The organism is Streptacidiphilus sp. BW17, from assembly GCF_041262485.1.
GTDB lineage: Bacteria > Actinomycetota > Actinomycetes > Streptomycetales > Streptomycetaceae > Streptacidiphilus.
Genome location: NZ_JBGCCR010000019.1, coordinates 51,650 through 74,196, shown reverse-complemented (window position 1 = coordinate 74,196; position 22,547 = coordinate 51,650). Strand labels below are relative to the sequence as shown.

The window sequence follows — 22,547 nt, the reverse complement described above, 5'->3', positions numbered from 1 at the left end:
CGTTCACCGGCGCCCGGACCTGTCGTGCCGCGCCGTCAGGTGGTCACGCGGTGTCGGACGGGGCCGGTGCGGTGTCGAGCGCGACCCGGCACAGGATGTCCGGCAGCAGCCGCCAGGCGGCGAAGTGGGAGGCGCCCGGCTCGACCATCGAGTGGGCACCGGGGATGTGGGCGGCCAGCCACCGGGTGTGCTCGACGGGGGAGAAGACGTCGTCCTCGCCGTGCCACAGGTCCACCCGGCCCTCGATCCGGGCCGGGTCGAAGCCCCACGGCCGGACGAAGGCCAGCACGTCGTCGTTCCAGCCGTCGTCACCCGTCCGCACCGCCTCGGCGTAGTTGCGGGCGAGAGTGCTGCGCAGACCGGCGTCGCGGATCGCGTTGAGGTCCGCCGACGGCAGTTCGTGACGCAGCGCCTGGAGCAGCTCGCGGGGCTGTTCGCGGATGCCGTCGATGCGTGCGGCCAGCAGCGGGCGGAGGCGGTGCGGGCCGTCCTCGGCGGCGCGGAAGGCGGAGATGTTGGAGTCCGTCATGCCCTGGTACCAGTCCAGGGACTCGGCGTCGCGCGGGGCGAGGCAGACCATGACGGCGGTGCGGGTCACCCGCTCCGGGAGGAGCGCAGCGCAGGCGAGCGCGTGCGGGCCGCCGCCGGAACGGCCCACGATGCCGAAGGAGTCGAGGCCGAGACGGTCGGCGATCGCCGCGACGTCGACGGCGGCGTCGCGGACGCGGCGACCGGGCAGTCGGTCGGACCGGCCGTAGCCGGGGCGGTCGTAGGTGACCACCTGGACGTTGAGCCGGTCCAACTGCCGTTCCAGCGGCAGCTGGCCGAGTCTGCTGCCGGGCATGCCGTGCATCAGGAACACCGGGTCCGCGGAGGATCTGCCCCAGATCGCCGCGGTGAGCGTGCGGCCGTCCGGCGCCCTGACCTCGATGTCCCTCACGTCGCTCCTCTACGCGCTCTCCGGATTCGCATGGCGGTTCGTGCGGCGTTCGTGCGGCGTTCGTGCGGGGTCATGCGGGTTCGTGCGGGTCAGATCCTCCGGTCGCTGCGGGACCGCCACACCGCCTGTTCCTTGGCGAGCGTGGACTCGGACTCGCGGCTCAGCCGCGACCACAGCTCCTCCGCGTCGGGTTCGGCGGGGTTCAGCCTTTCCAGCTGGATCTCCACCTGCTCCAACTCCTTTGCCACCAGCCGGTACGCGGCGGCCAGCGGCCGGAACTGCTTGAGCTGCGTCCAGGCGGTGATCGCCGCGCCCGCCGTGGCCAGGGTGCCGAGGACGTGGGTGTGCACCGCGCCCGCCGTCTGCAGACCGGCCGCCGTGAGGCCGAAGACGATCGCCACCAGGGTCATCAGCGACCAGAAGGTGCTCTTGTTGTCGAAGGCGTCCGCCTTGCCGAGGTACCACACGCGTTGGGCGCGCAACCGCTCCTGCAGGTAGAGCTCGCGGCGGGTGACCAGCGACCCGGCGCGGAGGCGCCGCATCTCGCTGGTGATGGCCGGTTGGGTGTTCTTGGGGATCACGCCCACGCTGCGGTAGGTCTCGAAGACCTCGCTGAGCCGGTCGAGGAACTGCTCGTCCGCCTCCTCGCTCTCGGCCGGTCCCTCGAAGGGCCGGGCCCGGACGACGTAACGCCAGACCAGGCCCTTGATCGCCTCGGCGGCGGCACGGCTCTCGAACCAGACCGACTGCGGCGTCTCCGCGCGCAGCCGGTCCCAGTAGTAGCCGGCGACCAGGAACGCCGCGATGGACAGCATGGGGGAGAGGTCGATCGAGCCCGCATGCCAGTCCGGGATGCCCAGTAACGAGGCCGCCAACAGCGCGAGTATCTGTCCGCTGTACCAGTGCGTCGCCTTGCGCTGCTCGGTCACCGAGACGCGGTCGGCGGTCCAGTAGGGCTCCGGTATCAGCTGCTTCTCCCGGAAACCCGGTGCAGAGATCTGGACCATGGCGACTCCCCCTCCCCTTCGCCCAGACGCTCGGAACGTGCTGCATCAGGAACGTGCTGAATACGTGTCACCTTGCCCAGCGCACTTGCTCAGCACACGTCCGCACACCATCAACGACCGGAAGACGACGGTCCGTCAACACTTTTGCTGAACCGGGTGTACGAGGCGGAGCAGGCGAGTTGAATGGACATGCCTGCAGGGGGAGGTGCGCCCACCGTGCACACTGATGACGACGAACGTGCCGACGAACGCGGCGACGAATGTACCCACGAACGCGGCGACGGACGTACCGACCACCGGCTGCTCGGCGCGCTGCTGGAGGGCATGGAGGTCGGCCTCGCCGCGCTGGACGCGGACGGTGTGGTGACGCACTGGAACCGTGAGGCCGCCCGGCTGCTCGGGTGGAGCGCGGCCGAGGCGGTGGGCCGACGCGGGCTGGAGGGCTGGGCGGTGCGTCCGGCCGATGCCGAGGCGGTGCGCGCCGACCTGCAGGGCGCGCCGGAGGGCGTCCGGGTGCTGCACGAGTTCCCGCTGCTGACCAGGGACGGCCGCCGGATCCTGGTCCGCGCCCAGGTGAGCTCGGTCCGCACGGCGACCGGCCGGACCCTCTGCCACTACTTCGCCTTCTCCGAGGCCTGCGCGCAGATCGAGATGGAGCGGTCGCTCGGCTTGGCGCACTCCCTGCTCGACGAGGCGCAGACCGGCGTCGTACTGGTCGACGCGGACCTGCGTCCCGCCACCGTCGGGGATGCGGCGGCTCGTTGGCTCGACTGCGAGCGATCGGCCCTGCTCGGCCGCCCGCTGGGGGAGGTGCTGCAGGAGGGCGTCCCTGAGCTGGAGGCGGCGCTGCAGCGGACGCTCGCCACCGGCAAGTCCGTCAGCGGAGTCAAGCTGTGGGTCACCCTGCGCGCCGATCCCGGCCGACGCCGGTGTCTGCGCAGCGAGTTCGTGCGGCTCGCCTCGCCGCTGGGCGAGGAGCCGGTGCCGCTCGGGGTGGTCTGGCTCTTCGAGGACGTCACGCTGCACGAGCAGGCCGAGCAGGAGGCCTCGGTGCTGCGCTTCCGGACCAACCAGCTCCGCCGCGCCGGGCTGGCAGCGGCGGAGTGCACCGACGGCCTGGACGCGGCGGCGGGCTACCTCGACTTCGTGCTGGCCGGGTTCGCCGACCACGCGCTGCTGGACGTGGTGCGCGGCGACGCGCTGGTCCGCGTCGCCGCCTCCCCGCTGGGCGGGCTGGCGCTCGGCGACGGGCTCACCCCGACCGGCCTGCCGGCCCGCTACGGCGAGGTCCATCCCGCACTGCGCGCGCTGGAGCGCTCCGGCACGGTCACCGTGTCGGACAGCGGCGCGCCCGGCCCGATCGCCGGGCTGACTGCGGTGTCGCCCGGTCCCGGCGACTGGGCGGAGCTGCGCCGCTGGCCCGCCGGGACCCTGCACGGGCTCTGCACGCCGTTGCGGAGCCGGGGCCGCAGCCTCGGCGTGCTCACCTTCCTCCGTGGCCCGGGACGGCCCCGGTTCGACCGCGCCGACTGCGACTTCGCCGAGGACGTCGCGGCGCGTGTGGCCGCGGCGGTCGACCTGTCAGGACAAGCCGGTCAGAACCGGTAGAACCGGCAAGAACCGCTAGAACCGGCAAGAACCGCTAGAACCGGTCAGAACGCGTAGAAGATGCGGTCGCGGTGCTCGGCCATCAGCTTGGCGTTCCAGTCGGTGCCGCCGTCGACGTTGCCGGAGCGGAAGAGCGGCGGGGTGATCCCCTCGGCGGCGAGCTTGCCCACCGCGACGGCGACGACGGACTGCATCAGCGCGACCGTCGTCAGCGTCGACACGGGCCCGAAGGTGGTCTCCGCGCCCGCGACGGTCAACTCGCCGTCGCCGACCGCGATCTTACTGTCCAGCACGATGTCGCAGACGTCCTTGAGATAGAGGCCGTCGGGGTGCTGTGAGGAGACCGCAGCCGGGTAGGCGAGCGAGGTGACGCCGACCACGGTCAGCCCGCGTTCGCGTGCGTGACGGGCCAGCTCCACCGGCATCACCTGGCGGCCGGAGAGCGAGATCACGAAGAGCAGGTCGCCCGCGCGGGCTGGGCCCGCGTCCAGGGTGGCGGTGGCCAGGCCGGGCACCCGCTCCAGCGCGCTGCCCAGATGCGCGGGCATCACGTCGACGCCGATCACCCCGGGCACGGTGAGCAGGTTCATCAGCACCAGTCCGCCGGCGCGGTAGACGACGTCCTGGGCCGGGAGGGAGGAGTGTCCGGCGCCGAAGGTGAAGATCCGGCCGCCCTCCTTGACGGTCCGGGCGAGGGCGTCGGCGGCGGCCTCGACGCCCGACGTCTCCTCGTCCTTGATCCGCTGGAGGTGGGCGATGGCGGCGTCGAGGTACTGACCGGCGAGATCGCTCATCAGCTGCTGGCTCCCCTGCGTAGGTGAGTGGGTGCGGGTGGTGACATTCAGGTGGTGACTCGCACGGTGACGGGCCGGGTCGGGCCCTGTCAACACTGCCGTCCGTCGGCTTCCGTCCTCGTCTGTCGTCGTCCGTTGTCGGCGCGGCGTTGATTGTCGGCGGCATGCGTAAGAATTGAGGTGCACCGGAGCGCGACCGGAGCACATCCGAGGAACGGAGCCCGCAGTCCGATGTCAGGCCACCTGATCGACACCACAGAGATGTACTTGCGGACCATCTTCGAGCTCGAGGAGGAGGGCGTGGTCCCCATGCGCGCCCGTATCGCGGAGCGCCTGGAGCAGAGCGGGCCCACGGTCAGCCAGACCGTCGCCCGGATGGAGCGCGACGGTCTGCTGACCGTCGCCGACGACCGCCACCTGGAACTCACAGCCGAGGGCCGCAAGCTCGCCACCCGCGTGATGCGGAAACACCGCATCGCGGAGTGCCTGCTGGTCGACGTCGTCGGCCTGGAGTGGGAGCAGGTGCACGCGGAGGCGTGCCGGTGGGAGCACGTGATGAGCGAGGCCGTGGAACGCCGCGTCCTCGAGCTGCTCCGGCACCCGACGGAGTCGCCCTACGGCAACCCGATCCCGGGCCTGGAGGAGCTGGGCGAGACCCCGGCGGACGAGGGCGAGACGCTCGTCACCCTCGACGAGCTGATGCCGGGGGCCGACGGCCGAGCGGTCATCGTCCGCCGCATCGGCGAGCCGATCCAGACGGACGCGCAGCTGATGTACACCCTGCGGCGGGCGGGTGTGCAGCCGGGCGCGGTCGTCAACATCACGGAGTCCACGGGCGGCGTCCTCGTCGGCAGCGGCGGTGAGGCGGCGGAGCTCCGCAAGGACATCGCGGCCCACGTCTTCGTCGCCCGCGCCTGAGCGTTTCGCACTCCGGGACGCTCCAAACGTCAGGGGACAGCGAGACTGAACCACGCAGCGCGACTGAACCACGCAGCGCGACTGAACCAAGCAGTGCAACTGAAGACGAAGGGCCTCGGCTGACTTTCCCCGAGCGCCGAGGCCCTTCGTGATCCCCCGATCCCTCCCGATCCTCCCCTGCTCCCCTCCCGCTTCCCCCGCCGGGCCCGGCTTCCCCTCCGGGCACCTTCTGACGAAGCGGTGACTCCTCTCCTGTGCGTGGAACGCGCTGGCGCTCTCGTCCGGACCGTTACGTCCAGATAGATCCCCTCGGCAACTCCCGCCAATCCTTGAGCCCGTTCACCTGATCGTGGGGCTTTTCCACTCTCCCGCGTGGGTAGATTCCCCGTTACCCCAGAACGAGAACGTGACTGTGCCCCCGGTCGACCGCGGGCGTCGTCACCACGGGACTCGGGGGCACAGGGGATTGCCGGGCTTGTGCTACTGCCCCGCGTCTGCGGGCAGCGGCGCCTCTCGGCCGCAGGCGTAAGCGATGGGGTTGATGACCTCGGCCGCCTCGGGCAGCCAGCGGTTCAGCTTGGTGGGCTCGCGGGCCCACTGCGCGTACCCGAAGCCGCCGATCCGGGTGGGCGGGGCGACGACCCAGCCGCCCTCGCCGTGGCCGACCAGGTCGAGCCGGCCCGCGCCCCAGCCCAGGCGGCGGAGCATCTCCGGCAGCTTGGAGAGCGCACCTGGGAGCACCAGGAAGACCAGCCGTCGGCCCCGCCCGGGACCGCCCGGCATCGCCAGCACGGGGCCGAGCTGCAGGCCCATCCGCTCCATCCGGGCCAGCGCCAGGCAGCCCGCCACCTCCGGGACGTCGATCGCGTCGAACGAGCGGCCGGTCGGCAGCAGGATCGACGCGGCCGGGTTCTCCGTCCACCAGCGCCGGACCACGCCGGGGCCGGAGCTCGAACGACGGGTCCAGTCACGGGTGGCCGGGTGCGCCCCGGGCATCGGGCAGGCGAGGTCACCGCAGGAGCAGTGCGGTGGGCCGTCGTCCTCGATCAGCCAGGCACCGGGGGAGACCTCCCAGTGCCGCTCCTCCGCGTACGTGACTGCCGCCGTCAACAGCGAGTCACGCGCGGAACCCCTGCCGGTTTCCGTGCGCTCGTCCTGTCGAGTGGCTCCCAGGGTGTCTTCCACGTGCTGCACAACTCGCCCCGGCAGCAGGGGTTACGGCCTGATCGGCAAACTCGGCCATCCGGGAAGCGACACGCGGGGCGCGCGGTTGCACGCGAGGGGGCGCACGCCCGGTCCGGTCCCGTAAGCGGGTATGGGGGCTGTCGGGCTTCGCTACGCTGACGGATGTTCCCGACCACTAGCCAGTCGTTCCCAGCCATTCCGAAGCGGTTACCCGCTGTTGGCACTCCGTGACGCATCACCCGACGGGATCGGGGGAATGCTCCTGTCCTGCAACCTCCGACCTCAAAGGTCCCGAATTCCCACGGTCCGAAAGGGTCCGACCTCATAGGGGAGGCAGTGACTTCCATGGCCGCCAGACCGCTCGTCGCACGACAACCCAACGAACGGCTCCAGGCCCTGATCCAGGAGGCGGGCTGCTCGAACGCCGGCCTGGCCCGCCGGGTGAACCTCTGCGGTGCCGAGCACACCCTCGACCTGCGCTACGACAAGACGTCCGTGGCGCGCTGGCTGCGCGGTCAACAGCCGCGCGGGCAGGCCCCGGCGGTGATCGCCGAGGCGATCGGCCGCAAGCTCGGTCGGCCGGTGACGGTCGAGGACATCGGGATGGCCGACGGCAAGAGCCTCTCCTCCAGCATCGGGCTGCACTTCGCGCCGAACCTGGTCGGAGCGGTCGAGCAGGTCTGCGAGCTGTGGCGCAGCGACGTCGGGCGGCGGGACTTCCTGGCGGGGGCGTCCGTGGCCTCGTCCGCACTGGTCGAGCCCAGTCGGGACTGGCTGATCACCGCGCCGGACGTGGCTGTTGCGCGTGCCGGGGGGCCGCGCGTCGGTCCGGCCGACGTCGAGGCCGTCCGGGCGACCACGCAGATGCTGGTCGACCTCGACCACCGCTTCGGCAGCGGCCATGTGCGGCCGGTCGTGGTGCACTACCTCAACTCCGTGGTCTCCGGCCTGCTCGCGGGTTCCTACCGGGAGGAGACGGGGCGTCAGCTCTTCGCCGCGGTGGCCCGGTTGACCGAGCTGGCCGGCTACATGGCCATCGACACCGGCCAGGCGGGGCTGGCCCAGCGCTACTACATCCAGGCGCTGCGCCTGGCCCAGGCCGCCGGGGACCGCGCGTACGGCGGCTACGTGCTCGCCTCGTCGATGAGTCACCTGGCCGCCGCCCTGGGGAATCCGCGGGAGATCACCCAGCTCGCCCGCGCCGCGCAGGAGGGCGCGCGGGGCTCTGCCACCCCGACGGCGATGGCCATGTTCTACGCGGCGGAGGCGCGCGGTCATGCGCTGCTCGGTGACAGCCGTTCCTGCGACATGGCCGCCGGACGGGCGATGCAGGCGCTGGAGCACAGCCGTCCGGAGGAGGACCCGGGCTGGATCGGTCACTTCGACGGCGCGTACCTCGCCGACGAACTCGCCCACTGCCACCGCGACCTGGACCAGCCACGGCAGAGCGCCCGCCAGGCCCAGGAGGCGCTGCGCGGCCACCCCGAGACGCGGGTCCGCCGCCGCGCCGTGGACCTGGTCCTGCTCGCCACCGCGCAGTTGCAGCTGCGCGCGGTCGACGAGGCGTGCGAGACGGGCGCGCGGGCGGTCGAGTTGATGTCCGGGCTGCGGTCGGCGCGCGGTGCGGAGTACCTGGACGACTTCCGACGCAAGCTGGAGCCGTTCCGCAACCAGCGTGCGGTGCAGGAGTTCCAGGCCCGGGCGTTGGCGGAGGTCGCGGCGTAGGGCGCCAGGCAGGTGGGGCACCGGGCCCGGCGCTGTCGGGCCCGGCGGTATCGGGCCTTTGGTGCACAACCGGTATCACCCAGGATGGTCACCCGTCGGGGGGAACGGGTAGCGTGGTGCGCGTTGTGAGCGGAGCCCGAGCGCGACTGGGCGAGCTCGGTCAAAGGTGAGGAAACGCGTGAACCATCGTCGACCCAACCCCGGCGAGCTCACTCCGGACGACCTCTTCCGTCCGGAAGAGGCGCACTACGCCGAGCAGCCGACGCAGTTCCAGCAGCAGGGGCCTCCGTCCGGGAACGGAGCCGCGGCGACGCAGTTCCTGCCGCCGGCGCAGGGGGGCGGTTACGGCGGCGGCTACGGCGCTTCCAACGAGTACCGCAACGACTACACCAACGACTACAACACCGGTGGCGGCTACGGCGGTCACAGCGGTTACGAGACCAACGGCCAGGGTGGGTACGGCGGTCACGGCGGCACCAACGAGTACGACCCGTACAACGGCGGCAACGGCGGCTACGACAGTCACAACGGCTACGACGGGTACGACGACGGGCCGCAGCGCAGCGGGCCGTCCTTGCGGACCATCGCCATCGGCGTGGTCGCGGCGTGCGCCGTGGCCGGTATCGGCCTGGGCGCGATGCTGAGCAGCGGCTCGCCCCAGGCGGCTGCGCAGGCGGGCGGAGCCGCCACGATGAAGACGGCGAACCCGGCGTCGATCGGCGGGGCCACGGAGGCCTCCCAGGCACGGGCGCTCAGCGGGTTGCTGGCCTCCGCCGCGAACGACCGCTCCGCGGTGATCGGCGCGGTCAGCGACATCGAGGGCTGCCAGGCGCTGCCTGCCGCGCAGCAGGCTCTGAGTCAGGCCGCGCAGGCGCGTGGGCAGTTGGTGCAACAGCTGGCCGCGCTGAACGCGAGTCAGCTGCCGCAGGGCGGGCAGTTGGTCCAGGCGCTGCGCACCGGGTGGGAGGCCTCCAAGGAGGCCGACGCGCACTACGCCGCGTGGGCGGGGCAGTCTGCCGGCAACTGCCAGAAGAAGCACCGCCCGCACCCGGGCGGCGAGAAGAACCTGGGCGACACGGCAAGCGTCAACGCCACCCAGGCGAAGGACCGCGCCGCGAGCCTGTGGAACCCGATCGCCTCCGCGCAAGGTCTCCCGACCCGGACCACAGAACAGCTCTGACCTGACCCTTGTGCGCCTCGTCCGGGTTGCGGGAAGGCGGCGCGCTCAGCGGGTGAGTTGGTCGGCGACGTTGACGAGGCCCTGGTGGGTTTCGGCGAGTTCGCCGTTGACGACCTGCTGGAAGCTCACCTCCGTGTTGACCGTGCGCGGCGCGGACTGGAGGGCGATGAGGTTGGCGCTCTGCCACGACAGTGGCGGCGTCGCGCCGTCCGTCGAGACCGGGCCGGTGGCGTCGAACGCGGCGTGGACGCTCTGGGCCGTGATCGGGCCGCTGATGGTCGCGGCGACCTTGCCGAAGACCTCGTAGGCGATCCAGGTCGTCTCGATCGCCGGGTCCGCCGAGCTGATGCTGTCGTTGGTGAAGGCGTACTTCTGGATCACCGCGTGCAGCGAGTTCCAGACCGGACTGCCGTCGGGCGGGTACCAGCCCGTCGCCAGCGCGCCCTCGAGGGGGCCGGAGGCGCCGCCGAGGTTGTCGATGAGGGACTGCTGGAAGCTGCCGATCAGCGCCGAGAGCCGGGCGTGCGAGGGGGCCGCCTGGCGCCAGCTGTCGTAGAAGGTCTGGGTGGAGGCCGCGTCCAGCGCGCTGGTCACGCAGTCGCCGTCGTGGTCGTCGCCGATCGCCGCCTGGACCTGCGCACGGTAGTTGGTCTGGCCGGGGTTGGCCGGCACGTCGACCGCGCTCAGGTGGGAGGACGAGAGACCGTCGTTGATGTAGTCGAACATGGTGTCGCCGACGGCCGTGTTCGGGCGCACGATCGCGACCCGGCGGCAGCCGGCCGCTGCCAACTGCTCGCCGTTGCCGACCAGCAGGGTCTGGTACCCGCCGTTGACCGGGTACGAGTACGGCGAGGTGAACTCCGCCGTGGACGCGCCCGAGCCGCCGATGTAGCTGATGCCGGCGTTCTCCAAGGTCGGCATGAACTGCTCCGCGTACTGGCTCGACGAGCCGATCACCGCGACGGCGCCCTCGGTCGCCGCCTGGTCCGCACACGCCAGCGCGCCCTGCGCGGTGTTGTGTTCGTCGCAGGTGACCACGCGGAGCTGGTGGCCCTGGATGCCGCCGTTCGCGTTGACGTAGTCGGCGATGGCCTGGGCCATCGCGGGTACCCCCGGTTCCGCGCCGGCCTGGCCTTCCATCGGGGCCCAGGTCATCACCGTGACGGCGTCGTCGGCGCTTGCGTTCCCCCCGCAGCCCGTCAGACCTGCACCCAGCACTGCCGCCATGGAGACGGCGGTTCCTAGTCGAGCTAGTGTGGAACCCTTCGTGATCATGCTGTGCTGCCCTCTCCCCAACGGCTGCGCAAGGCATTTCGGCCGAAGCTTTTCGGTCGAAAGTCACCCTTGATGGCAAATCGGACGCCGGAGCGGCATCGACGCCAACGCAAGGTGACCGCGATGTGAACAAGGAGTGATTGCGCGCGTAGAACGTAGGATCGGGCACCATGCAAGGCGCACAGGCTCCCGTCCAGGCTTCGGGTCACACTTCGGTCGAGGCTTCCGAGGAAGCTCCGGTGAGGCCTTCTCGAACCGGCACCCGCTCCAGGAGGATGGGCAGCATGCCGCTCACTGACAATCCCTGGTGGCGTTGGCGGGCTCGGGTCCGTTCAGCGCTGCACATGCTCGGCGATCCGCGTTTCCAGCAGGGCTGCTGGGCGGTCGGCCGGGAGGGCTATGGAGACGTCACCGACGCCGTCTACCGCCTGGTCGAGGACACCTGGCTGGACCGCTGGTCCGCCGAGAAGTACGTCGGCACGATCTTCCGCGACTCCACCGAGGCCGCGCTGGTCGACACCGCGGTGCTGCGGGTGCTCCGCATCCTGCACCAGATCGGTTCCGACGCGCCCGTCACCGCGTACCTGGAGCACCACGCCTGGCCCGAGGCCGTCCGCGCCTGCCGCGAGGCGCACGTCCGGCTCGCCCTCGCCGACGAGGAGGACCCGGACACGCTGCCGCGCTCCCTCTCGCAGCTTGCCGCCCTGACCCGCTCCGGAGGGTGAGACGCCGCACGGGTCCACCCGCGTGGTGTGGGACCCTGGGCGCAGGTTCGTCGCGTAAGGAGAAGCAGTCCGGTGGCTGAGGCCGAGCAGTACATCCTGACCCTGTCCTGCCCTGACAAGCGGGGCATCGTGCACGCGGTGTCCAGCTACCTGTTCCTCACGGGCTGCAACATCGTGGACAGTCAGCAGTTCGGCGACGCGGACAGCGGGCTCTTCTTCATGCGGGTCCACTTCTCCGCCGAGCCGCCGGTGAACCTGGAGAAGCTGCGCGCCAGCTTCGCGGCGACGGGTGACGCCTTCCACATGGACTGGCGGATCCACGAGGCCGAGGCGAAGATGCGGGTGCTGCTGCTGGTCAGCAAGTTCGGGCACTGCCTGAACGACCTGCTGTTCCGGGTCCGTTCGGGCGCCCTGCCGGTGGAGGTCGCGGCCGTGGTCTCCAACCACCGTGACTTCGAGGACCTCGCCGCCTCCTACGGCGTGCCGTTCCACCACATCCCGGTCACCCCGGACACCAAGGCGCAGGCGGAGGCGGAACTGCTGCGCCTCGTCGACGAGGAGCACGTGGACCTGGTCGTGCTGGCCCGCTACATGCAGGTGCTCTCTGACGACCTGTGCAAGGCGCTGACCGGACGGGCGATCAACATCCACCACTCGTTCCTGCCGAGCTTCAAGGGCGCCAAGCCCTATCACCAGGCGCACGCCCGCGGCGTGAAGCTGATCGGTGCGACCGCCCACTACGTGACCGCGGCCCTGGACGAGGGCCCGATCATCGAGCAGGAGGTCGTCCGGGTCTCGCACGAGGTCACGCCCCAGAAGCTGGTCGCCCTGGGACGTGACGCCGAGTGTCAGGCGCTGGCCCGTGCCGTGAAGTGGCATGCGGAACACCGCGTCCTGCTCAACGGCTCCCGCACCGTGGTCTTCCGCTAGAACGTCCGCAGCTGGAACGTCCGCAGCTGGAACGCCCGCAGCTGGAACGCCCGCAGCTGGAACGCTCGCAGCGTCCGGAGCCTCAGCTCCACTGGCCCGGCTGGTAGCTGCCGGCCGGCTGCCGGACGATCACGTTGAGCCGGTTGTAGAGGTTGATCAGCCCGATCAGGCCGACCAGCGCGGCCAGTTGGTCGTCGTCGTAGTGCTTGGCGGCGTTCGTCCACACCTCGTCCGGGACGCCGCCGGGCGCGTCGGCGAGGCGGGTGCCCGCCTCGGTCAGCTCCAGTGCGGCCTTCTCGGCCTCGGTGAAGACGGTGGCCTCACGCCAGGCCGCGACCAGGTTGAGACGCTGGGCGGACTCGCCCGCCGCCGTCGCGTCCTTGGTGTGCATGTCCAGGCACATGCCGCAGCCGTTGATCTGGCTGGCCCGGATCTTCACCAGCTCCTGGGTGGCGGCGGGCAGGGTCGAGTCGGTGATGACCTTTCCCGCCGAGTTGATGTACTTGCTGAACTTGGGCGCGATGTCGGTGCCGAAGAGGTTGAGTCGGGCGTCCATGTCGATCTCCTTGGATGCGTGCTGCGCGATGCCTGCTGCCTGCCGTGAGGCGCTTCCGCAGAGATGACACCGCAGCCCGGGGGAGTGTGACGCGGGACGTGCCGAACATATGTGATGCACACCACAGTCAGGGGCGGGATAGCAGGCGGGCCGCCGCGAGCAGGTCGCGGGCTGCCGCCGCATCGCCCTTGATGCCGACCGGGACGCGGTGCGGATCCCGGCGCGCCGCGCAGAGGAAGCAGAACTCCACGCCGTCGATCGCCAGCGTCGCGGTCGGTTCGGCGTCGGCCGGGGGCACCCAGCCGGGGGCGTCGAGGGGGACCAGCCACTCGCCCTCGCCGCGGCCCTCGACGATCAGTTTCACCCATCGCGGCTGCGCGCCCGGCGCCGGGTCCGGCGAGACCGCCTGGCCGGACGCGCGCAGCGCGGACATCGCCAGCGGCAGCAACCGTACGGCCAGGCCGATGAGTTGCCGCATGTGCGCGCCGCGCGGCGGGTGGTAGGGGTAGCCGACCGCCTCCGCGATGTCGTCGGCGTGGATCCAGCACTCGAAGGCGCGGTCCAGGAACGAGTCCGCCACCGGCAGCTCGAACGCGCCGTAGTCGACGCCGTCCTCCGCCACCACCGGGTCGGCCTCGGCCGCCAGCGCCGCCGTCTCCACCACGGCCCGCGTCTGCGCACGCCACATCGCACGGACGGACTCCGGCGGACGCCGCGACTGCGCCTCACGCAGCACCGTGGTCCGCGCGACCAGGACGTCGACCTGTCCGCCCGCCTTGCTGTCCTCGGAAGCGGAAGCGGGTGCGGATGCGGATGCGTGTGTGGCTGCGAGTGCGGGCGCGGGTGCGGCCACCGGATCCGGCAGGCCCAGCGCGTCGGCCAGGACGCCGTCCACCGCGGCGAGATGGGACAGCACCTCGGCCGGGCGGCGCTGCTCGGAGCCACCGTGCCAGGTGAGCTGAGCCTGCTCCAGCCAGTCCAGCTCGCCCAGATCGCGCAGCAGCGCGTCCAGGCGGGCCGTCTCGGCGACGTACGGGTCGGCGTAGGAGGGGACGCGGAACTCCGCGTCGCGTATCTCCAGGCAGCCGGCCATGACCTGGCGGCGCAGGCCCGGGTCCGGGTCGAGCGGCTCGTCGGAGGAGAGCCAGCCCGCGGCGTCCCGCAGCCGGTGCGCCTCCTCGGTGCAGGACAGGCAGTCGGCGAGGTGTGCTTCGAGTCGTCGCGCCTCGTCGGGCGGGCAAGCGTCGAGGGCCCAGGCACCGAGGAGGCTGCGCAGCGCCTCGTGGCCGCTCATCGGGTGGACTCCGTCGGCTCCGTCGGCTCCGTAGGCTCGGTGGACTCCGTCGCCTTGGTCGGTTCCGTCGGTTCGGTGGGCCCGGTCGACAGCGCGGTGGCCAGCAGTTGCAGGCCCAGCCGCATCCGGTGCTTGGCGGTGACGGGCGTGATGCCCAGCTCGGTGGCCGCCTCGCCGTAGGTGCGCCCGCCGAAGTAGGTGAGCAGCAGCGTCTCCCGCAGCGCCTGCGGCAGCGAGCCGACGACGTATTGCACGCGGGCGGCCGTGGCCGCGGCCAGGATCTCCTCCTCGACGCTGGGCGGCTCCAACGGGCCGTCCACGCCGCCGTCCTGCTCTCCGGCGGCTGCGTGCTCGCGGCGGAGGCGCTCGACCGCGCGGCGGTGGGTCAGCGTTCCGATCCAGGAACGCATCGAGCCCTGGGCCGGATCGAAGCTCTCCGGTTGCTCCCAGACGTGGGCGAAGACGTCCCTGGTGATCTGCTCCGCGGCGGCCTGGTCACCCAGCACGCGGTTGGCGAGTCCGTGGACGAGCGGCGCGAACTGGTCGTACAGCTCGCCAAGCGCGGACTCCTCGCCGCGCGCGAGGCGCCGTTGGATCTGCCGGTCCCAACGGATCGGCGCCGGACTCGTCATCAGCACCACCGCTCCGTCGGTACCTGTTCAGGAACTGCCAGGGAACTCCTCAGGTCGAATCTAGCGCTGCGATGTGCCGGTCGTCCGAATGTTTGAAGAATCAAGTGTGCGCGCATGGTGGCACGCAGTGTCAGAGTCAGGGACCGAGGGCTACGCTGAACCACCATCACCACCAGTGATGTCCTGGTAGCGGGGGGAACCCGGACGGTCGGACAGCCGAAGAGTCGGAGAGTCGTGGCACCGTGATGACGACGAACGTGACCGTGGAACGGTACGAACAGGACGACTGGGTGCTGCTGAGCGTTTCCGGCGATCTCGACCTCGGCACCGGAGGCCGGGTCCGTGAGGCGGTGCGCGAGGCCGTGGCGACCGGGTCGAGAAAGCTGGTGGTCGATCTCACGGACGTCCGCTTCTGCGACTCGACCGGTGTCGGGGTGCTGATCGCGGCGCGGCGGCTGATGCGTTCCTGCGGCGGCGAACTGCGGCTGGTCATGCCGCGGGTGGACCTCGCGTCCGGCACGGTGCCGTCTCAGGTGCACCGGGTCTTCGCGGCGCTCGGGGTGCGGCGGCTGTTCACCGTCTCGGACGAGCGGCCGTTCTGAGCGGCCGATCTGCGCGGTCGTTCTTGAGTGGGGACTGAGCGCCGTCGGAGATCCTGGGCCGGAGTTGCGTGAAGGCGCGGTGAACTAGCATCGGGTTGCCCCGCATGCACCGCCGCCGTACGACCAGGAGCCCCACCAGCCGTGAGTACCGGAGTTTCCCTCAGCATCGTGCTGCCCGTGTACGGCGTCGCCGACTACCTTCCGCGCTGCCTGGACTCCCTCCTCTCCGCCGACCTGCCGTCGTTGCAGGTGATCGCCGTCGACGACTGCTCGCCTGACCGCAGCGGCGCGATCCTCGACGCCTACGCCGCCCGCGACTCCCGCCTCACCGTGCGGCACCTCGCCGTCAACCGCGGTCTCGGCGGCGCACGTGAGGTGGGTCTCAAGTACGCCACCGGCGAGTACGTCTGGTTCGTGGACAGCGACGACTGGCTGGCCGACGGCGCGGTGGACCTGGTCGCCGCGCGCCTCGCCGAGATCCGCCCGGACGTGCTGATCACCGGCTTCGCCCGCACCTACCCGGACGGGACGACCGAACCGGACACCTGGCGCCGGTTGCTGGTCGACCCGCCGCTGCCGGAGATCTTCACCCTGGCCGACCGGCCCGGCCTGCTGCAGATGATCATGTCGGTCTGGAACAAGGTGATCCGCCGCGAGTACCTGGCGTCGCTGGACGTCCGTTTCGGCGGCGGCTACTACGAGGACATCTCGGTCACGTACCCGCTGCTGCTGGGCGCGCAGAAGCTCAGCTACCTGGACAAGGACCTCTACTTCTACCGCCGCCAGCGCGCGGGGGCGATCACCAACACCGCCTCGCCCAAGCACGCGGACGCGTTCCCGCAGTACGAGGCGATCTTCGCGTTCCTGGAGCGGCACCCGGAGGTCCCGGCCGAGCTGCGCCGCGTCGTCTTCGACCGGACGGTCAAGCAGGCCGTCACCGTGCTGGACACCCCCGGCCTGGTCCCGGAGCGGCTGCGCGAGGAGTTCTTCCGCCGCACCGTCGCGCACTTCCACCGCCGGCGACCGGCGGGCTACGCCTACCCCAAGGGCCTGCGCGGCGTGCAGTACCGGCTGGTCGACCGCGGCGCGTGGGGCGCGTACCAGCGCCTGCGCCCGCTGCGCGCGCTGCCGCGCACCCTGCCGAACACGCTGAAGCGGGCGGCACGCGGCGCGGGCCGTCGCGGCCTCTACGAGACCTACCGGCGGCTCCCGCTCAACGAGAACCTCGCCGTCTACGCGGCCTACTGGTACCGGGGTTACGCCTGCAACCCGGCCGCGATCTACGAGGCGATGCGCGAGCTCGCCCCGCAGGTCAAGGGCGTCTGGGTGGTCGAGACTGCGGCCCAGGCCAAGGGACTTCCGGCGGGCGTCCCCTACGTCGTGGCCAACACGCCGCGCTACTTCAAGCTGATGGCGACGGCCAAGTACCTGGTCAACAACGTCAACTTCCCGCACACGATGGCCAAGCGGTCCGGCTCGGTGCACGTCCAGACCCAACACGGCACGCCGCTCAAGTACTTGGGCCTGGACCTGAAGTCGCGTCCGCTGGCCGCGGGCGACATGGACTGGGACCGGCTGCGGGAGCACGTCGGCCGCTGGGACTACCTGGTCTCGCCGAGCCCCTTCGCGACGGACGCCTTCGGTCGCGCCTACCCGGGTCCTTACGAGGTCCTGGAGACGGGCTACCCGCGCAACGACCGCCTGGCGAACGCGGACGCGGCGGAGATCGCCGCCGCGCGTGAGAAGTTGGGCATTCCCGCCGGGCAGCGCGTCGTCCTCTACACCCCCACGCACCGCGAGCAGCAGGACACCTTCGTCCCCGCGCTCGACATCGTCACCCTCGCCCGCAGCCTCGGCCCGCGCACGACGCTGCTGATGCGCGCGCACTACTTCTACGACGGCGCGGGCCTCCAGCCGGACGACGTCGGGGTGGTGGACGTCTCGGCGCACCCGGTCGTCGAGGACCTCTACCTGGCGGCGGACATCCTGGTCACGGACTACTCCTCGACCATGTTCGACTACGCGGTCCTGGACCGCCCGATCGTCGTCTTCGCGCCGGACTGGGAGGAGTACCAGCGCGTCCGCGGCGTCTACTTCGACCTGATGGCCGAGCCGCCCGGCGCGGTCGCTGAGACCCCGGAGGAGTTGGCGGAGCTTCTCCGCGCGGGCGGCGGCGCGGACACACGCGAGACGGCGAAGCTGCGGAGCGCGTTCCGCGCGAAGTTCTGCGCGCTGGAGGACGGCGGCGCGGCGGAACGAGTGGTGCGGCGCGTTTTCCCGGTGAGGTAGAAGCCTCTGCGCCTTCAGCCCGCGGTCCGTGCGGAAAGCCACGTCAGTGCGTCCGGCAGCATCTCCCGCCAGACGGTGGGTGTGTGGCCGCCCTCGCGGACGGTGACCAGACGGCTCGTGCCGGGGTCCCGCAGCACCGCGAGCAGCGCCTTCGCCGCAGGCACCGTGCCCTGGTCCTGGAGGCTGCCTCCCATCAGGAACGACACCGGCGGCTGCTTCTTCGCCTGCTTCAGCTGGAACAGCGGGTCGTTGGCGCGGCTCAGCGCCAAGTTGTTCGTTACCAGGGGGGATTCGGGCGTGTTGTAGCCCGACAGGCTCACCGCGGAGCCGAAGACGTCCGGGTGTTGGACCGTCAGGTTGACCGCGCAGTACGCGCCCGCCGAGTAACCCATGACCGCCCACTGCGAGGGTGACTTCGCGGCACGGAAGTTGTCCCGGATCAGCGTGGGGACGTCGCGCGCGAGCCAGGTCGCGGTCCGGGCCACGCCCGGGATGTCCGCGCAGCCGGGGTCGGTGTTGCCGCCGAGGACGTTCAGCTTGGCCGAGACCATGATCATGGGCTTGACCGTGCCCGCGGCCATCAGCCTGGCCATCTCGTCCTGGACCTTCATCGTCCCGAACCACGCCTGCGGCGTGCCCGGCGTGCCGGGGAGCAGTTCCACCACCGGGAAGTCGGTGGTCGCGTACGCCGGGTCGTTGTACTGCGGCGGCAGCCAGACGTAGAGGCTGCCCTCGATGCCGGAGGTCGCGCCGACCGTGCGGGTCTTCATGACGCCGGGCAGGTAGGAGGTGAAGGTCAGCTTGCCGCCGGGCGCGACGCCGTCGCCGCCGTGGTGGGCGCTGTTCTCGGAGAGCGCGGTGTCGGTGACCGTGGTGCTGCCGCCGAAGAGGTCGCTCCAGCTGTCGTAGAACGGCCCCATGCTGTTGTTGACGTAGGTCAGCACCATGACCACGGCGGTGACCTGGCTGAGGACCGCCAGCCCGAGTCTGCCCGCCAGCCGGGCCGCGCCAGGGCCGGGTATTCGGTTCCAGAGCCCGAACAGCGCGGCGAGGGCGACGACCACGAGGACGGCGGTCAGCACGAAGAACGGTGTACCGGTGAGACTCATCGCGACCCTTCAGGAAACTCCCGCCGTCTCCTGGTGCGACTACCGGGCGAGAACCAGACTGTGTACCTCTTTTTCACGCTCGTTTTTCGAGCTCATTCGAGCCTACTCAGCCGATTGACAGCGTCTTCATACCCGCGGATGAACCCCGAACAGTCGGTCGGCGGGGTTACCCTCACCCGACTACCCCTCCCACGGCAGCGCGGCGAACATGTCCCGCAGCCGGTGCTTCAGCACCTTCCGCAGTGTCTCGTTGCGCGGCAACGCGTCGACGACCTCCAGCTGCTCCGGGATCTTCTGCGTCATGAGCCCCGCCGCCCGTAGCCGCGCCGCCACGTCGGCCAGCGTCGGCGGTTCGACGCCCGGCTTCCGTTCCACCACCGCGCAGACGCGTTCGCCGCGCACGGCGTCCGGCAGGCCGATCACGGCGACGTCGCCGACGCGCGGGTCCTGGTAGAGCAGGTCCTCGATCTCCTTGGCGGAGATGTTCTCCCCCTTGCGGATGATGATGTCCTTGAGCCTGCCGGTCAGCCGGACGTGCCCGTCGGGACGGACGTGGCCCAGGTCACCCGTACGGAACCAGCCGTCGGCGGTGAACGCGTCGGCGGTGAGTCCGGCGTCCGTGTAGCCGCGGCAGACCATCGGGCCGCGCAGCCACATCTCGCCGTCGACGACCCGGACCTCGCAGCCGCGCACCGGGTGGCCCTCGGTGTGGGCCAGCTGCTCGGGGGTGTCCCGGGGTGAGCCCATGGTGATGGCGGGGGCCTCGGTCATGCCGTAGCCGTGCGCGAGGACGACGCCCATCTCCTCGGTGACCTCCCGGTAGAGCTCGGGCGGCATCGGCGCGCCGCCGCCGGAGATGATCCGCAGGGTCGGTATCAGCCGCTCGCCCGGCGGCAGTCTGCGCTGCTCGGCCAGGAACGCGGAGTAGAACGCGGTGCTGCCGCCCGCCATGGTCACGCCGTTGCGCCGGTACGTGGGCAGCACGTCCGGCAGCGCGAAGACCTCCAGCAGCAGCGCCGGGAAGCCGTGCACCAGCAGCGCGACCAGGTAGTCGGGACCGCCGATGTGCGCGTAGGGGAAGGCGATCGAGCCGACGTCGTCCGGGCCCATGTCCAGCGCCCGCGCGAAGCCGCTGCCGCCCGCGATCAGCGTCCGGTCGGTGTGCCGGGCGCCCTTGGGCGCGGAGGTGATGCCGGAGGTGTAGTAGACCCACCGCACCGGCGCGTGCGCGTCGGTGAGGTCCGCGCGCGGCGCGGGCGGCAGGGTGGCCGGGTCGCCGTCGGGCAGGTCGGCGTCGTCGTACAGGACGCGGACGGCCGGTGGCCGTTCCCAGCCCCGGGTCAGCTCCTCGGCCATCTTGACGTAGTCGAAACCGCGCCAGACGCCGGGGACGAGGTAGAGCCGCGCGGCGGACTCACCGAGGATGTGGCCGACCTCCGCGCCCCGGTAGATGGCGATGATCGGCGTCTGCACCGCGCCGAGCCGGGACAGCGCGAGGGAGACCAGCACGGTCTCGATCCGCGTCGGCAACTGCCAGGCCACCGGCGTGCCGTCCTCGATCCCGTACTCGGCGCGCAGTCCCGCCGCGATCCGCTCCGCGCGGTCCCGCACCTGACGGTAGGTCAGCCGCCGGTCCGGCTCGCCCGCGGGGTCGGCGGTGTTGGCCGTGTCGGCGGCGTCGGCGGTCTGGATCAGCATCGGCGCGTCCGGCGTGGCCGCGACGCGTTGTTCCAGCAGGTCCCACAGCGATCCGGCGTCGGCGATGGTCACGAGTCTCTCCTTGCTCCAGCTGTTGTGGCTGATCCGGCGGCTTCGGCAGCTCCGGCGGCGAGCACGGCCGCCACGCCGGCGGTGTCGGTGAGGGTGGCGACGAGGGCGAGGGTGTTGGCCAGCACGGCCTCCGCGTACTCGGGCGGGGTCCCGGCGACCGCGTCGGTCGGGATCACCACCTGCAGTCCGGCGTCGACCGCGCCCAGGGTCAGCTCCAGCAGCGCGACGTTGACCGAGACGCCGGTGACGACGACGGTCGTGGCCCCGAGATTGCGCAGCACGGACGCCAACCCGGTGTCCTGGAACGGACCGAGGCCGTGCAGCCGGGGGAGGACCAGGTCGCGCTCCGGATCCGCGCCGATGCCCGCGTGCAGCGCCGGGTCGAAGGGCGTGCGCGCGGCGGCGGCGAAGAGCCGGGCGTTGGTGTTGGCGCCCAACCCGTCCGCGCGGCGCTCGGCGGTGCAGTGGACGACGGGCACGCGGGCCCGGCGGGCGGCCTCGCAGAGTAGCCGGACGTGCTCCACCAGTCCGGTCTTGGCGGCGGCCTCGGCCAGCGCCGGGAAGACGGCCCCCTCGCCGAGCACACCCTGCTGGCACTCGCAGGTGATGACGGCGGTGTGCGCCGGGTCGAGCAGTCGGTCGAGTAGCTGATCGAGCCGATTCTTTCCGTTTACACCCATCCGGTCCTCGCTCGCTTGCCGCTTCAGCTGTCCGTCATTAGTCTGAATCTGACGGACCGTCAGGTAAAGGGTTGTGGAGAGGGTGCCTCGCATGGATAACTCCGCCGAACTTCCGATGGTGGTGAGCGTCGACGACCACGTGATCGAACCGGCGCATCTCTTCGACACGTGGCTGCCGGCCAAGTACCGCGAGCGCGGCCCGCAGCCGCTCCGCGCCGGGATCGGTCAACTGGAGTACGTGGGCGGCAAGTACCGGATCAGCATGGACCCCGACGGACCGCCGACCGACTGGTGGATCTACGAGGACCTCCAGTTCCCGTACAAGCGCAACATCGCCGCCGTCGGCTTCAGCCGCGACGAGATGACGCTGGACGGCATCACCCGCGACCAGATGCGGCGCGGCTGCTGGGACCCCAAGGCGCGCATCGAGGACATGGAGAACAACCACGTCGAGGCGTCCCTGTGCTTCCCGACCTTCCCCCGGTTCTGCGGCCAGACCTTCGCGGAGGCGAAGGACAAGGAGGTCGCGCTGGCCTGCGTGCGCGCCTACAACGACTGGATGGTCGAGGAGTGGTGCGGCGACAGCGGCGGCCGCCTGATCCCGCTGTGCCTGATACCGCTCTGGGACGTGGAGTTGGCCGTCGCCGAGATCCGGCGCAACGCGGCGCGGGGCGTGCGGGCGGTGACCTTCAGCGAGATCCCGACCTATCTGGGCCTGCCGTCGATCCACTCCGGCTACTGGGACCCGTTCTTCGCGGTCTGCGAGGAGACCGGCACGGTGGTCAACATGCACATCGGCTCGTCCTCGCAGATGCCGGCCGCCTCCCCGGACGCGCCTCCGGCCGTGCAGGCGACGCTGAGCTTCAACAACGCGATGGCGTCGATGACGGACTTCCTCTTCTCGGGCGTGCTGGTGAAGTTCCCGAGGCTCAAGCTCGCGTACAGCGAGGGCCAGATGGGCTGGATCCCCTACGCCCTGGAGCGGGCGGACGACGTCTGGCGCGAGCACCGCGCGTGGGGCGGGGTCCGGGACGTCATCCCCGAGCCGCCGTCGACGTACTACTACCGGCAGATCTTCGCCTGCTTCTTCCGTGACCGGCACGGGGTGGCCTCGCTGGACACGGTGGGCGTGGACAACGTGACCTTCGAGACGGACTACCCGCACGTCGACTCGACCTGGCCGGAGACGAAGGCCGTCGCGGCGGAGCACATGGCCGGCTTGGCGCCGGAGGTTGTGTACAAGGTTTTGCGCGGCAACGCGATCCGCATGCTGGGGCTGGACCTGGACAAGCACCTCGACGCCAACGGACGGGCTCTTTAGGGGCGCG

At 71.1% G+C, this 22,547-nt stretch carries 20 protein-coding genes; 9 read left to right on the top strand and 11 right to left on the bottom strand.

Annotated elements, in window-relative coordinates; genetic code table 11:
• Positions 1 to 43: 43 nt before the first annotated feature.
• Both ABH940_RS22845 and ABH940_RS22840 read right to left on the bottom strand, forming a co-directional pair.
• Complete coding sequence (locus ABH940_RS22845) at positions 44 to 940, bottom strand: alpha/beta fold hydrolase (RefSeq protein ID WP_370061703.1); 897 nt, start codon at positions 938 to 940, stop codon at positions 44 to 46.
• Between the two features lie 89 nt (positions 941 to 1,029).
• A complete protein-coding gene (locus tag ABH940_RS22840) occupies positions 1,030 to 1,947 on the bottom strand; it encodes a DUF4231 domain-containing protein (RefSeq protein WP_370061701.1) in 918 nt (305 codons plus the stop codon).
• Between the two features lie 216 nt (positions 1,948 to 2,163).
• Between ABH940_RS22840 and ABH940_RS22835 the strand changes: the two genes are divergently transcribed.
• The gene (locus tag ABH940_RS22835; RefSeq protein ID WP_370061699.1) at positions 2,164 to 3,555 is read left to right on the top strand and encodes a PAS domain-containing protein; all 1,392 of its coding nucleotides are present in this window, start codon (positions 2,164 to 2,166) and stop codon (positions 3,553 to 3,555) included.
• 44 nt (positions 3,556 to 3,599) lie between these two features.
• Here the strand turns inward: ABH940_RS22835 and ABH940_RS22830 are convergent, their stop codons facing one another.
• Complete coding sequence (locus tag ABH940_RS22830) at positions 3,600 to 4,349, bottom strand: sugar isomerase domain-containing protein (RefSeq protein ID WP_370061697.1); 750 nt, start codon at positions 4,347 to 4,349, stop codon at positions 3,600 to 3,602.
• A 231-nt stretch (positions 4,350 to 4,580) separates the two neighbouring features.
• Between ABH940_RS22830 and ABH940_RS22825 the strand changes: the two genes are divergently transcribed.
• Positions 4,581 to 5,267, top strand: a complete 687-nt coding sequence (locus ABH940_RS22825) for a metal-dependent transcriptional regulator (protein WP_370061695.1) — start codon at positions 4,581 to 4,583, stop codon at positions 5,265 to 5,267.
• Positions 5,268 to 5,747: 480 nt separating this feature from the next.
• Here ABH940_RS22825 and ABH940_RS22820 read toward each other — a convergent pair whose 3' ends face one another.
• Positions 5,748 to 6,461: a bifunctional DNA primase/polymerase gene (locus ABH940_RS22820; protein WP_370106077.1), complete on the bottom strand. Its 714-nt coding sequence runs from the start codon at positions 6,459 to 6,461 to the stop codon at positions 5,748 to 5,750.
• 336 nt (positions 6,462 to 6,797) lie between these two features.
• On the opposite strand from ABH940_RS22820, the gene ABH940_RS22815 reads away from it, so the two are divergent.
• On the top strand, positions 6,798 to 8,177 hold the full coding sequence (locus tag ABH940_RS22815; protein WP_370106076.1) for a transcriptional regulator: 1,380 nt from the start codon (positions 6,798 to 6,800) through the stop codon (positions 8,175 to 8,177).
• 178 nt (positions 8,178 to 8,355) lie between these two features.
• A complete protein-coding gene (locus ABH940_RS22810) occupies positions 8,356 to 9,357 on the top strand; it encodes a hypothetical protein (protein ID WP_370106075.1) in 1,002 nt (333 codons plus the stop codon).
• A gap of 45 nt (positions 9,358 to 9,402) precedes the next feature.
• Here the strand turns inward: ABH940_RS22810 and ABH940_RS22805 are convergent, their stop codons facing one another.
• A complete protein-coding gene (locus ABH940_RS22805) occupies positions 9,403 to 10,584 on the bottom strand; it encodes an ABC transporter substrate-binding protein (protein WP_370061687.1) in 1,182 nt (393 codons plus the stop codon).
• Between the two features lie 323 nt (positions 10,585 to 10,907).
• Between ABH940_RS22805 and ABH940_RS22800 the strand changes: the two genes are divergently transcribed.
• Both ABH940_RS22800 and purU read left to right on the top strand, forming a co-directional pair.
• Complete coding sequence (locus ABH940_RS22800; protein ID WP_370061901.1) at positions 10,908 to 11,357, top strand: hypothetical protein; 450 nt, start codon at positions 10,908 to 10,910, stop codon at positions 11,355 to 11,357.
• Positions 11,358 to 11,429: 72 nt separating this feature from the next.
• Positions 11,430 to 12,287, top strand: coding sequence for a formyltetrahydrofolate deformylase (gene purU, locus ABH940_RS22795; RefSeq protein WP_370106074.1), 858 nt, complete (start codon positions 11,430 to 11,432; stop codon positions 12,285 to 12,287).
• Between the two features lie 82 nt (positions 12,288 to 12,369).
• Here purU and ABH940_RS22790 read toward each other — a convergent pair whose 3' ends face one another.
• From ABH940_RS22790 to ABH940_RS22780, 3 genes are all read right to left on the bottom strand, one after another.
• Positions 12,370 to 12,843: a carboxymuconolactone decarboxylase family protein gene (locus ABH940_RS22790; RefSeq protein WP_370106073.1), complete on the bottom strand. Its 474-nt coding sequence runs from the start codon at positions 12,841 to 12,843 to the stop codon at positions 12,370 to 12,372.
• A gap of 127 nt (positions 12,844 to 12,970) precedes the next feature.
• Complete coding sequence (locus ABH940_RS22785; RefSeq protein WP_370106072.1) at positions 12,971 to 14,137, bottom strand: anti-sigma factor; 1,167 nt, start codon at positions 14,135 to 14,137, stop codon at positions 12,971 to 12,973.
• A complete protein-coding gene (locus ABH940_RS22780) occupies positions 14,134 to 14,769 on the bottom strand; it encodes a sigma-70 family RNA polymerase sigma factor (RefSeq protein ID WP_370061679.1) in 636 nt (211 codons plus the stop codon). Before ABH940_RS22780 ends, ABH940_RS22785 begins: the two co-directional genes overlap by 4 nt.
• A gap of 245 nt (positions 14,770 to 15,014) precedes the next feature.
• On the opposite strand from ABH940_RS22780, the gene ABH940_RS22775 reads away from it, so the two are divergent.
• Together ABH940_RS22775 and ABH940_RS22770 are read left to right on the top strand one after the other, a co-directional pair.
• The gene (locus ABH940_RS22775) at positions 15,015 to 15,371 is read left to right on the top strand and encodes an STAS domain-containing protein (RefSeq protein WP_370061677.1); all 357 of its coding nucleotides are present in this window, start codon (positions 15,015 to 15,017) and stop codon (positions 15,369 to 15,371) included.
• Positions 15,372 to 15,512: 141 nt separating this feature from the next.
• Entirely contained in the window at positions 15,513 to 17,660 is a 2,148-nt protein-coding gene (locus tag ABH940_RS22770) for a CDP-glycerol glycerophosphotransferase family protein (protein WP_370061675.1), read from the top strand.
• Positions 17,661 to 17,674: 14 nt separating this feature from the next.
• Here the strand turns inward: ABH940_RS22770 and ABH940_RS22765 are convergent, their stop codons facing one another.
• From ABH940_RS22765 to ABH940_RS22755, 3 genes are all read right to left on the bottom strand, one after another.
• A complete protein-coding gene (locus ABH940_RS22765) occupies positions 17,675 to 18,769 on the bottom strand; it encodes an alpha/beta hydrolase (protein ID WP_370106071.1) in 1,095 nt (364 codons plus the stop codon).
• A 180-nt stretch (positions 18,770 to 18,949) separates the two neighbouring features.
• Entirely contained in the window at positions 18,950 to 20,539 is a 1,590-nt protein-coding gene (locus ABH940_RS22760) for a class I adenylate-forming enzyme family protein (protein ID WP_370061671.1), read from the bottom strand.
• Positions 20,536 to 21,219 (bottom strand): isochorismatase family protein, encoded by a 684-nt coding sequence (locus ABH940_RS22755; RefSeq protein WP_370061669.1) that lies wholly within the window; start codon positions 21,217 to 21,219, stop codon positions 20,536 to 20,538. Before ABH940_RS22755 ends, ABH940_RS22760 begins: the two co-directional genes overlap by 4 nt.
• A gap of 91 nt (positions 21,220 to 21,310) precedes the next feature.
• Here ABH940_RS22755 and ABH940_RS22750 point away from each other — a divergent pair, with 91 nt between their 5' ends.
• Positions 21,311 to 22,540, top strand: a complete 1,230-nt coding sequence (locus tag ABH940_RS22750; RefSeq protein ID WP_370061667.1) for an amidohydrolase family protein — start codon at positions 21,311 to 21,313, stop codon at positions 22,538 to 22,540.
• Positions 22,541 to 22,547: the final 7 nt, after the last annotated feature.